The sequence below is a fragment of the Paenibacillus sp. FSL H8-0457 genome, from assembly GCF_038051935.1.
GTDB classification, from domain to species: domain Bacteria; phylum Bacillota; class Bacilli; order Paenibacillales; family Paenibacillaceae; genus Paenibacillus_AQ; species Paenibacillus_AQ lautus_A.
The window spans coordinates 5,074,177-5,085,885 of record NZ_CP150293.1; the positions used below are offsets into that span (position 1 = coordinate 5,074,177).

The 11,709-nt window shown below is 58.6% G+C and carries 6 protein-coding genes; 1 reads left to right on the forward strand and 5 read right to left on the reverse strand.

Annotated features, from left to right (window positions below):
• Window positions 1–42: 42 nt before the first annotated feature.
• Window positions 43–2,334, reverse strand: a complete 2,292-nt coding sequence (locus MHI43_RS22645) for a glycoside hydrolase family 3 N-terminal domain-containing protein (protein WP_036664206.1) — start codon at window positions 2,332–2,334, stop codon at window positions 43–45.
• Between the two features lie 95 nt (window positions 2,335–2,429).
• Between MHI43_RS22645 and MHI43_RS22650 the strand changes: the two genes are divergently transcribed.
• Complete coding sequence (locus MHI43_RS22650; protein ID WP_155989912.1) at window positions 2,430–2,600, forward strand: hypothetical protein; 171 nt, start codon at window positions 2,430–2,432, stop codon at window positions 2,598–2,600.
• A gap of 35 nt (window positions 2,601–2,635) precedes the next feature.
• Here the strand turns inward: MHI43_RS22650 and MHI43_RS22655 are convergent, their stop codons facing one another.
• The 4 genes from MHI43_RS22655 to MHI43_RS22670 form a co-directional block, all read right to left on the reverse strand.
• Window positions 2,636–5,752 carry a glycoside hydrolase gene (locus MHI43_RS22655; RefSeq protein WP_036664208.1) on the reverse strand — a complete coding sequence of 1,039 codons (3,117 nt, stop codon included), beginning with the start codon at window positions 5,750–5,752 and terminating at the stop codon, window positions 2,636–2,638.
• Between the two features lie 4 nt (window positions 5,753–5,756).
• Window positions 5,757–7,130 (reverse strand): alpha-L-fucosidase, encoded by a 1,374-nt coding sequence (locus MHI43_RS22660; RefSeq protein ID WP_036664210.1) that lies wholly within the window; start codon window positions 7,128–7,130, stop codon window positions 5,757–5,759.
• Between the two features lie 364 nt (window positions 7,131–7,494).
• Entirely contained in the window at window positions 7,495–9,012 is a 1,518-nt protein-coding gene (locus MHI43_RS22665; RefSeq protein ID WP_015736579.1) for a DUF3502 domain-containing protein, read from the reverse strand.
• Between the two features lie 309 nt (window positions 9,013–9,321).
• Window positions 9,322–11,601 (reverse strand): helix-turn-helix domain-containing protein, encoded by a 2,280-nt coding sequence (locus MHI43_RS22670; protein ID WP_036664212.1) that lies wholly within the window; start codon window positions 11,599–11,601, stop codon window positions 9,322–9,324.
• Between the last annotated feature and the right edge of the window lie 108 nt (window positions 11,602–11,709).

Sequence of the window (11,709 nt, forward strand, 5' to 3'; positions counted from 1 at the left end):
CTGTATCGTTAAGATTCTTTATGTTTGGGAGGGACGGACCGGTTAGCCTTCCACCATCAAGCTTGCGACCTCTCCTCTCGTCGAGTCGGGACCGACCTGAATGCGGAACTCGCCCGGCTCCACCACCGGCTTCAGGTCAAGGCCGATCAATTCCAGCTGCTCGCTGCCGATGGTGAACGTTACTTCCTGCGTTTCCCCGGCCTTCAGGAACACCTTTCGGAACCCTTTCAAGGCCTTCTCGGGGCGGGTAACGGAGGCGGCCAGATCCGAGACGTACAGCTGAACGACTTCCGCGCCGTCCCGTGCTCCCGCGTTGGTCACGTCGATCCGGACCGTGGCTTCGCCGCCTATGGGAACAACGGCCGGCTCGACCGTCAGACGGCCGTAACGGAATTCCGTATAGCTTAAGCCGAAGCCGAACGGATACCGCGGCGCAAGATCCGTCTCCAGGTAACGCTTGCCCCGGGTCCGTCTGGCATTGTAAGAGACCGGCAGCTGGCCAACCTCCTTCGGAATGGACAGCGGCAGACGGCCGGACGGGTTGATATTGCCAAACAGCATGTCCGCAATCGCGCTGCCTCCCTCTTGGCCGGGATACCAGGCTTCCACGATGGAAGGGATGTACTCGTCGATCCACGGCTCCGTAATCGGCCGTCCGTTGATATAGACAACAATCACCGGCTTGCCGAGCTTCTGGAGCTCCTGCAGCAGCTCCAGCTGCACGCCCATCAGCGTCAGGGTCGAGCGGTCAATCCCTTCCCCGCATTCCATATCGCTCTCGGCATGCCCGGTCACGACCGAAGCACCGGTTCTCAGATCGATGGTGCCCTCCCCGAAATCCCGTGCGCTGGAGCCGCCAAGCACCATCACGATGACGTCGGCTTGCTCGGCGCATGCCAGCGCCCGAGGAAACCCCTCCCTTGAATCGCCTTGTATGCGGCAGCCCGGCGCATACAGCACGCGGCTGTCTCCCAGCCGTCGGCGGATGCCGTCCAGCACCGTTACGATCTGCCCCGGCGGCTGGGGGGAGGTATAATCGCCAAGCTGATGGTACGGCGCATGGGCGTTGGGGCCAATGACGGCAATGGTTCTGCTGCTTGAATCCAGAGGCAAGAGGTCCCCCTCGTTTTTCAGGAGCACGATGCCTTCAGCCGCCGCCTGGTAGGCCAGAGCGATATGCTCCTTGCAGCCTATGACCTGCTCTGCCCAGGCTGGATCCACATAAGGCCGATCAAAGAGTCCCAGGCGAAACTTCAGCTCCAACACGCGTCCGGCTGCCCTATTCAGATCGTCTTCAGTGATCAGCCCTTGCTCCAGCGCTTGGTGAAGATGTGCCCGGAACATCGTCCCGGACATCTCCATGTCGACACCGGCCTTCAGCGACTGGGCCGCAGCCTCCACGCCCGATCCGGCCGTATTGTGACCGCATGCCAACATATGGATAGCGCCGCAATCGGTAATGACGAAGCCGTCAAAGCCCCACGCCTCCCGAAGAACGTCTTGCAGCAGATACCGGCTGGATGTGCAAGGGACTCCGTCGATTTCATTATAGGCCGTCATGACCGACAAGGCATCCGCTTCAACGGCCTTGCGGAACGGCAGCAAATCGACCTCGTGAAGCTCCCGAAGGCCCATGTGAACAGGGGCCCCATTGCGTCCCCCTTCGGAAGCGCCGTAGCCTGCGAAATGCTTCAGCGTAGCCAGCAGGCTGGTATGCGAATCCAGGCGCTCGCCTTGCAGTCCCTGCACGGCGGCAACCGCGAATTCGGCCACCAAATGGGGGTCCTCGCCGAAGGTTTCTTCGGTACGGCCCCAGCGGGGATCCCGTACCACGTCCAGCACCGGCGAATAGGTGGCCGCTCCCCCCTGAGCTCTTGTCTCGGCGGCAACGGCGCGGCTTATGCTGCGGAACAGCTCCGTGTTCCAGGTGCTGCCGATCGTAAGCGGTACGGGAAACACCGTCGCCCCGATCGCCATATGCCCGTGGGAGCATTCTTCCCCGAACAGAATCGGAATCCCCAGCCGCGAGTGCTCCATCGCATAACGCTGAATCGCATTAACCGCATCCGCCCCTTCCCGCGGGGACAGACCGTTCGCCAGCGTCACCCCGGTCCAGGGATCGGCCCGCAGCGTTCCGTACAAGGAACCGATTCCTCCCTCCGCAAGCTGCGACTTGAACTCCTCGGTTAGCTTGATCGTAACCTCGTCGTTCCTTATGTAAGCTTTCCAGCCGAACGGCTGGATCAGCTGCCCGATTTTCTCCTCGACCGTCATCCGCTTCAGCAAGTCCTCGACCCGCCGCGAAACCGGCCATGCAGCGTCCTTGTAGTCCATGGCGCACACCCTTTCCTATTCCTGTTAGATTCGTTCTTATTGATCTCATGCAACCGTTTGTTGAATGTTCCTTCATCCTATGGGGGTTCGGTTTTATGCTCTTCCCCATCGGATTCAACGCCACACCGCCTAAGCAGCAGCCCTGCCGAAATTTCCGATGGAAGAAAAAGGCTCTCCGGCACGATCCGATCGGCCGAAGAACCTCCCACTATGCGTATCCTGCAGAATGGCTGCACCGCACCTGGACAAACCAGATCAACGGCTAGAACCCTCTTCCAACCTTTTCATGGGCGAGCACGCCTCAAGATGGTTGGATCTTCCGGATGCGAACCTCCTCCGGCCGGTAAACCGTCTGCACTTGTCCCCCGGCATCGGTCGTAAACATCACGGTCCGCTCCCGTTCCAATTCGAAGGCGTAAACCTTTCCGGTTGCCGGGTCCTTTACCTCGACCTCTGCGCTTGCCCCATGCTCGGAGACGAAGACGTACAAGCTTCCTTGCCCGAACGTCAGCTTGCGGCCGTAAATACCCGGAAGCTCGCCTCCCTTCGGCCATTCCAGCTCAGGCGAAACGGCTGCGGAGCGGATAGCTTCCGCGTACAGCGCCTGGATCGGCTCCCAGCGCTCGTTCATCTCGACCGGGAGCGGGCACCAGATGAACCGTCCCGAGCCCAAGGTCACCGTGACGGGTGCCAGCGTCCCATCCAACCGGCCCGCCGGACGATCTACCGCCAGCGCGTTAATCTTCCGCTCGCCGAACGAAACGGCGAAATGCGCTCCCGCCAGCTCCAGCGTTTCTTCCCGAAGAACGTTGGCATGGACGGTTTCGCCGATCTCCTGCTGCAGACGATGCGGTGCCGGTCCCCAATACGCATCGGTGCGAAGCGGGCCGGTCCACAAGACCGTGCTCCCTCCCCTTGCCAAGTCGAGGAGCTGGGCAAATGCGCCATCGTCGAAATTATGCGCGCTCGGCACGATGATCAGCTTAGCCGGATAGCGCTTCAGGTCCTTCAGCTGATATTCGCCGATCCCCCGCGGATGGACGTTCATGCCGAACGTCAATGCGCGCATGGCCCTCGTCGTCGCTTCGTACGCCAGCTTGCGGCTGGAAAAATCATTCGAAAACGGGTAAACGACGGCGATATCCTCCAACTGCCGTTCATCGTCGAACAGGCCGGCTGCTTCCTTCATGAAGCGGCCGAAGTCATAGGACACATCGGCCTCCGGCTTCTGCGTTCCGTCCGCCCGAAGCGCCCCGATGTTGGATTCGTTGGCATTATCCATGAAGTAGTTAATATTCCAAATCCACTGGACGGCACCCGCGCCCCCGGTCGAAAACGAATACGCATACTTCCGCTCCAGGATGCTGCGAAGCTCTTCCTCCGTCCGCTTGGCGATGCCGTCCGGACGCTGCACGTGCATGATGCCGGTCTCCTGGATCAGATTCGGCTTGTCCGGCGTTTTCGTAAATATGCCGTCCCAAGCCAGGTGATCGTTCTGCCACCAGGAGTGGACCGTCGTGTAATCGACCGCGGGGCCATAGAACGAAGGCGACGGACGCTGGGAGCAGATGCCCTCATCCTGCCCGACCGTTACCAGCTGGCGGGGATCGGAGCGGCGAATGGTGCCGATGAGCTCGGACGCCCACCGATTATGCATGTCCATGGTGAACAGCGTGAAATCGATCCACGGTCCCCACTTCTTCGGCTGCAGCACGCTGTTGAACAGCTTGTCGTCCGGACTCGGCGCAGGCGCCGACTCGAATGAAGGCAGCTCGCCCGGCGTCATGTTCCAGCGCTCCTGAAGCAGCGCCAGATCATCCCCGTGGCGCTGCCGCAGCCACTCGGACCAGGCCTGCCGCTCGAACCGGTCCCCTATCGATACCGGCCCCTCGAAGATTCGCTTCGGATCGAACAGCGACGGCTCGTTGATCAGGTCCCAATGCACGTTGGTCGTGCCCCTGTGACGTCCGACGATGGAGGCGACGAAGCGCTTTTGCGCCTCAACCGATCGCGGATCCAGGTATGGGTTCACGCCTTCCCAGGCTTCGGGCGCAAACGAGAAGAACGTGAACGTCACTTCCAGTTCATGCCGCTTGGCCGTCAGGATAAAGGCATCGATCGCCCGCATGACGTCCTCGGCCGCATGGCCGTCGGCAAACATGATCATCCGGTACCCCGTCCATATGCCCGTCCGGATCAGGTTGATTCCTGCCCGCTTCATCTCCGCCATATCCGCATCCCAACGCTGCACGTTCGGCAGATGGAGGAATTTGCGCGCGACGTCGGAGGTCATGTACGTCATGCCAACGATCGGAACCGTCCGCCCGCCGCGGCGGAAGTAATCGCGCCCGCATTCCAGCCGCTCTCCCGCCTGCAGCAGCGGACGGTCGACGCCCCATACCGCCTGGGTCAGGTTGCGGCGCTCCCCTGATTCGGACTCGGCTTCGCAAACGATCCGGTACAAGCCCGCTTCCAGCCGTACCGGGACGGACAAGCGAAGCTGCTGCAGATCCCGCTGTTCCATGCCGGCTTCCGACTTCTCGTGTCCGGACCAGACGGTCTCGCCGTCGTCTTCCTTGATAAGTCTCACCGCAAAATGCCAGGTCTGCGCCGTGGCGGACGTCCGGGACAGCCTCTGCAGTTGGATCGTCAACCGCATCTGCTCGCCCGGCTCGTAGGAGGCATAGTTCGGCTTCAGCCACAGCTCCGTCACGCCTGTTCCCGCGTATTCGGCGAGATCCTCCAGGACGTCCATCCCTTTCGTCTCCCAGAACGATGCCCTCAGCTGCTGGTTGATCAGAATCCAGCGGCCCCCGGCGTAATCGCCCTTATGCTGCTCCAGCATGACGACCGGAGCGGACCGCTCGCGTCGATCACGGTCCACGCCGATCAGCAGCGGCGAGATAACGGCGTCCATCGGACCGCATGCCCCCATCTCGGCCGGGATGTCGCTCGCTTTGGTCGGATGCAGCGTCAAGCCCCAGGTCGGCTCCATGCCGAACAGCTCCTCGCGCCCCAGCAGGATCGGGTATTCGGCGGAGACCTTCAGCTCCCGGACGCGCGATACGTCAACCGCCAGCGCATCATGGATATCCATTCGCTGATGGTAAGCCAGCTGCTCGCGTTCGGCATGCCAGCTTCCGTTCAGCTCTCGAACCGGCCTGCGGAAAGGCACGCCCCCGGCATGAACCAGACCGCCGCCGGCCTTCAGGTGGGCTTCGATGGCCGTCCAAGCCGCTTTCGGAAAGTATGGCCCGTGCAGATGAACCAGCGCGTCCCAGCCGCCTTCCGTCAGACGATCAGCCACGTCCGCGGCACCTGCGACCACCGCCCATTCCCGCAATCGCTCCAGTGCCTCTGCAGACGGACGTTCGCCTTCGTAAGGAAAATGCTCGTCGTAAAATACAAGCGTTCTCATCGACTTACTCCTTTCTCGTCCGCGGCTGGCCGTCGACGTATACGGATGTTCCGCGCGTTCGGGCCCAGTCGGCGATCCGGGAAGGGTCGCCGGTCCAGAGGCGGTTCACTCCCCATTCATTGGTCTGCGGCCGCTCCTCGCATTTGATGCGGATGACCGGGAACAGCTCCGTCGGACGTTCCCGCGGAAGCCCTTCGATCCACAGCACGTCGCCCTCCTGTCGGAACGACAGCTCCTGTCCCGTTGTCAGCAGCGTCACCCGCGATACCGGCGTCACCAGATCCGCCAGCCTCAGCACCGGCCTTCCATCCCAGAAGCGGATGATGAGATACAGCTTGTTGTCTTTCATGGTCTGCCGCCCGTAGGTGATGAACTCCGTGAGGTTTCCGCCGTCGGAGCCGTAGATGGCCTCGCCGTGAACGTCCAGCCACTCCCCGATCTTCAGCGCCCGCTCCACGAAGGCCGGCGGAAGCTGCCCGTCGGGCTGCGGTCCGACGTTAAGCAGCAGATTGCCGCCCACGGTCCCCCCTTTTTCCGCGCACTCGCACAGCATGTCGAGCAGAACGTCGGCCGGACGCCATCGTTCGCCGTTCGTGTACCCCCACAGCCTCCACGTGGTGACCTGGCTGGATTCCCACAGCCGCTTCTGATCCGGGACGATGACATGCTCAGGCGAGCCGAAATCGCCCAGCACCTCGGAATCGCCCGAGCCGCCGCCGCCGTCCGCATGCAGCTTCTCCTCCTCGGACAGCCCAAGACGGTTGTTCACCAGGATGTCCGGCTGAATCGACTTCATCCGTTCCACCAGCTTGATGCTGTCCAGGTCCTCCGCCGTTCGCGGCCAGACCCCGTCAAAAAAGAAATGATCGATGCGCCCGTATTTCGTGACCAGCTCTTCCACTTGGGCATGCAAATACTGCTTCATCGTCTCCCAGCCCTCGGGATCCTTCTCCGGTCCGTCGAAATAAGCCGGGATCCGCCAATCGATCCAGGAATAATATAATCCGACCCGAAGGCCCTGGGCCCGGAACGCATCGGTAAATTCGCGCACCAGATCCCGGCCTGGCGCCTGCTTCGCGCTGGAATAATCCGTCGTGGCCGTATCCCACAGGCAATACCCGTCATGATGCCGCGTCGTTAAGCAGGCATATCTCATCCCCGCCTTGCGCGCGGTGTACGCCCAAAGCTCGGCGTCAAAGAATTCCGGATTCCACTCGCAGGCCTTCCGAGCGTATTCGGCCTGGTCCAAATGCTCCCGGAACAGAACCTGCTCGCCGCGCCCGTATTGGGCATAAGGCCCGAAATGAATAAACATGCCGTACCGGCTTTCCGTAAACCATTGCCAGCCTTCCCGGATGGCTTGTGTTTGCTTGGTCATGAACTACGTCCTCCTTATTCTGCACGGCTCTTGCCGTGAGGCCAGCCTTAATAAAGACTTTCGCTCCTACCTCTTTGAGCAGTCTCAAGGCTTCTTATGACCTTTACTCTAGCCCGGGAATCCCTGTCTTGAACACTTTACTTTTGAGAGAAAACTTTGATTTTGGCCAATATCGGAGAATTGAAGTCCTAAACGGTAACGTGGATCACTTTCGAATCCCCTTGGAGTCTCCTTGGAATTCCCTCTGTACTCCTCACGGAACGCTCCATGGCGACGCACGAAAAAAAGCAACCCCTCCCCGGTTATCAAACCGGGGAAAGGATTGCCCTGTTCCAATGTTTCTTAGCCGTTAGCGTGCCTAGACTTACGACTGACCGGCTCTCCACTCATCGAATTGCCGTTTGTATTCATCAACGACCTCATCGAGACCGGCGGACTTCATTGCGGCCAGCATTTTATCGTAGGCGTCCTCGTATTTCACGACCCCGTGCATGACCGGATAAACGCTGGTCTTCAGCTCGGCGATGCAATTGGCGTACTGCGAAGCAACGTTGGTCGGATCGAAGGTGAAGCCGATCGTGATGCTGTTCACGGCGTCCTCCGATACCGTTGTGCGGCGCTCCAGACGTGCTGGGTCCGTATTCGTTGGATAACGGTTCATTTCAACGTGGCCGAGCAGCCAGTATGGAAGCTCATAAGCCGGGGAACCGTTCTCGTTCTTGGCCAGATAGTCCTTGGTATTCTTGCCTGTATCCTTCCAATGCACATCTTTCACGCCGCTTTGGACGAGATCCATGTTCTCCTGGCTGCTGTATACCCAGTTCAAGAATTGAATGCCGGCCTCCGGGTGCGGAGACGTGGCCGAAATCCCGTTGGAATTCCGGATCGCGTAGGATCTGAATTTCGGCTGGTCGGCCAAATAATAAATATCCAGCTTCGCATCCGGGAACGTCTGAAGTATGGCGTCGCTCAACCCAACGTCGCCCGGACGGTAGAGATAACGTCCTGCCAGCTCCTCCTGGTTGATAACCTCCGTCGGCGTCGTAAGCAGATCGCTCATGATCAGCCCGCGCTTGTAAGCCTCGTTCATGAACTTCACGTCTTTTTTGAACTCCTCGGTTTCGAACCAGGACTTCACGTTCCCCTGCTGGTCGATGTAAATCATGTTGTCGGCCACGGTAAACGGATAGGTGTCGTAGGTCGTATGCAGGAAGTAGGCTGGCTCCTCCAGCATCTTGATATATACGTTCTTGTTGTCCTGCGGCCAATTCTTCTGCAGCGTCTCTGCTGCATTGAGCAGCTCTTCCGGCGATGTCGGCGGCTTCAGGCCATTTTTCTCGAGCAGATCGGTACGGATTGTAAACATGCCATCGTTATAAGCGGTATCCGCCCAGAAGTTCGGCACGTACGTGATCTTGCCGTTGATTTTCGACGACTCCCAGATCCAGTCCGGCATGGAAGCTTTCAGCTCGGTGCCATACTGATCCAGCAGATCGTCGATCGGAATGATACCGCCGCTTCCCGCAAGCACCGTCGGTCCTTTGGTATCGTGCATGATGGCAATCAGCTCGAATTCCTCGCCGGTCGACATCATGAGGTTGGTCTTCTGATCCCATACGTCCCACGCGATGTACGTCGGTTCGTACGTAAGGTTCAGTCCGTCGGCCTCCAGCTTCTCGTTGATCGCTTTGACCGCCGCATCCAAATCCTGCGGCGCGGAGCCCGGAAGCAAATACCGTACCGGCAGCTTGTCCCCTCCGCCGTTCTCCCCGCTCGCCGATCCATTCTCACTGCCGGCGTCGCCGCCGCCGGAGCAGCCTGCGATCACGGATACCATGAATATCGCGGCCAACCATAGTGCTAGCGCTTTCCTTTTTTTCATGCATGTGTCCCCCTGTCTTCATTTGGTTTAGTCATGCGGTACGATTCCTATCTTAAGGAGACATTGGGGAAAACGTATACTTCAAAATGATGGTTTTCGCCATTTTAAAACACTTTAAAAGGTTGTTCAGAAAGTCATCTTTTGATCACGAGGCAGGTAAGGAAGCAGTCTCGACGTCGAATCTTGAATTCAGCCGGGCCTTCCGTTGCTCACGTAGGATTGCCTACGCTCCGCTACTCAGTCCCTAGCTTCATCCAACCTTCTCGGTGCTGAAAAGTCGACCTTTTGAACCCGAAATTAATCTGCCCGTCACTGCGCCTTTTTCGTCTCGATCGCATGCTGGCTGCGGAACTGGGCCGGCGAGATCTGGTAGTGCTTTTTAAACAGCGTGTAGAAATAGGTCGTATTCAGAATGCCCACCTGCTCGCTGATCGATTGAACCGACTCCTCGGTGCTTGCGAGAAGCTCCCGCGCCTTCTCCAGACGAACGGCATTCAGGTAATCGTTGAACGACAGCTCGCAATGCGCCTTGAACAGCTTGCCGACATAGCTGCGGGACAGCTTCACCTCGCCCGCAACCTGCTCAAGCGACATATCCGGCCTTGCATAATGCTTGCGTACGTACATCTGGATAAAATCCACCACCTCCGCATGCCGGACCGCTCCCGATTCCTCAGACAGGCTGCAGAGCCTAAGGGCAAGATCCTTCAGGGCATCCGCGGTTTCCTGCAGCGTCTGAAAGCGGGTAATCCGCCGCGTAAAGTCGAGGAAGAGATCCGCGCTTTCCCGGTTTTTCACCGTATGGACATTGAGCTGCTTGTACAGGCCGCCGATGAACTGGTTGATGAAAAACATGACTTCATGGTAGTTGTAATCGCGAATTTCCTTGATCCACTGATCGATTTCCTTCTCCAATTTATCCCGCTGCTGCAGCTTGATGGCCTCGATGATGCGCTTCTCCCGCTTGTCCGGATACTGCGCCTCGGAATGCTCCGACTCCGCGGCGATGACCGGATCGCCATGGAATATCCTGCCCTTTCCCGCGAAAAAGCGCTGCTGGAAGCAGGACTGCGCGCAATCGAACGATTCGCGCAGCTCCTCGTACGTCTGCGCGGCCGTTCCGATGCCGACGGTGACGGACACGCGGAGCGTGCGGAGCATCTCGCCCTGCAGCTCCTCCAGCATGCCCAATACATGGAGCGGAAGCCGGCTCTGCTTCATGGGGAGAATGATCGCAATGGTCCCGTCCCCCACCGTGGCCACGCTCGCTCCCTCCGGCTCCAGCATCTGCTGGGCCGCCTGGGCGACGGCCGCGCAGGTATAGGACTGCAGCTCCTCGTCCTCGCCCCCGGGCGAGCCGTCTAAGCTGTCGAGCAGAAGGACGGCCGCCAAGAAATAGGGGCCCTTGCCTTCGCGGGCCAAACGGCGGAATGCCGTCTCGTCGCCGCCTTTCAGCAGCTGCAGCACATGCGCCTGCCGGGCGACGGAAGCCTCGGACTCCATCGACTTCATTTTCTCCGTCATTTCCGCGTAAGTGGTATCCAATATGGCAAATTCGTTGATTTGCCGACGGTTTTCCTTCATTTTCGGAATGGCGCTCATTTTCTCCAGCAGGTGGCGGATCGGGTTGTACGCATGATGCGTCAGCCAGATCGACAAGAACATGCTGACGACGAAACAGGCAAAAGCGAGAATCAGCGCAGACGTTCGGAGGGCCTGCATGTTGAACAACAGATTTTGATATTGGCTTACGCTGATATACGTCCAGTTCATATCCTTGGATTTGACATAGGTAACCAGGCTCTTGCGGCCGTCGATGGAGCGGGTGAAATAACCGCTTTCCGCGTCCGATTCCAGAATGGACTGGACATAGGACTCCTGCGATATATCCTCCATGAACCGGGACCGATCCGAATGGGTGATGATGGTTCCCTTGTCGTCAATGACGTGCAGCGAATCCACCGCTTCGTTGCGGTAGCCTCCGATCAGATCCTGGATGGTATCGGTGCTCATGTTGATTACGATCGCGCCTTTGGAGCTTAGCGGCGAATAATAGCTCGGAAGGAGAACGAAAGTCAGGACGTCTTCGCTCCGCTTCGCCGAAGTGGCGGAAGAGATCTTGCGCGGGAACAGATGAAAATACGATGTATTTTTGCTGTTGATCTCCTCCAGCAGCGCCTTCTCCTGCTCCTTGGTAATCCCCTTCGTATTCAGGTACGTGTTATTCGAGCCGTTATAGATCCCGATCGAATGGATGAACGGATAGGTGGACTGGACCCGGTTAAGGGTGCCGAACACGCCATACTGTTTCACCGGATCGGCCTCTTTGTCCAACAGGGCGTTCACAATCTCCTTGTCGCTGAGCAGAAGGTTGCCCACGTTATACACCTGGTCGCGGATGACGCTGGATACGGCGCTGTTCTGCTTCAGCATCGACTCGGATATTTTTCCTACCTCCTTCGCGGTGCTCCAGGAGAACATCATGTACAGGACCACGGTTACGAGGGCAATCATGGCTGCCGTGAGCAAAACAAAGCTGAGAAACATATTTCGATACACTGCATAACGGAATAATCGCTGCCGGATCATATTCTCCCTCCTTTATCATTCGGTCTTATCATTCATGAATATTACTAACATTATATGTAATATACATGTTAATTTTATGGGGGTGATTAGCCATCCGTTCGCTTGGAA

Excerpts from the sequence above, each read along its gene's own strand:
- MHI43_RS22645 (WP_036664206.1), bottom strand. The coding sequence starts at position 2,334 with ATGGACTACAAGGACGCTGCATGGCCGGTTTCGCGGCGGGTCGAGGAC.
- MHI43_RS22650 (WP_155989912.1), top strand. The coding sequence starts at position 2,430 with ATGCTCTTCCCCATCGGATTCAACGCCACACCGCCTAAGCAGCAGCCC.
- MHI43_RS22655 (WP_036664208.1), bottom strand. The coding sequence starts at position 5,752 with ATGAGAACGCTTGTATTTTACGACGAGCATTTTCCTTACGAAGGCGAA.
- MHI43_RS22660 (WP_036664210.1), bottom strand. The coding sequence starts at position 7,130 with ATGACCAAGCAAACACAAGCCATCCGGGAAGGCTGGCAATGGTTTACG.
- MHI43_RS22665 (WP_015736579.1), bottom strand. The coding sequence starts at position 9,012 with ATGAAAAAAAGGAAAGCGCTAGCACTATGGTTGGCCGCGATATTCATG.
- MHI43_RS22670 (WP_036664212.1), bottom strand. The coding sequence starts at position 11,601 with ATGATCCGGCAGCGATTATTCCGTTATGCAGTGTATCGAAATATGTTT.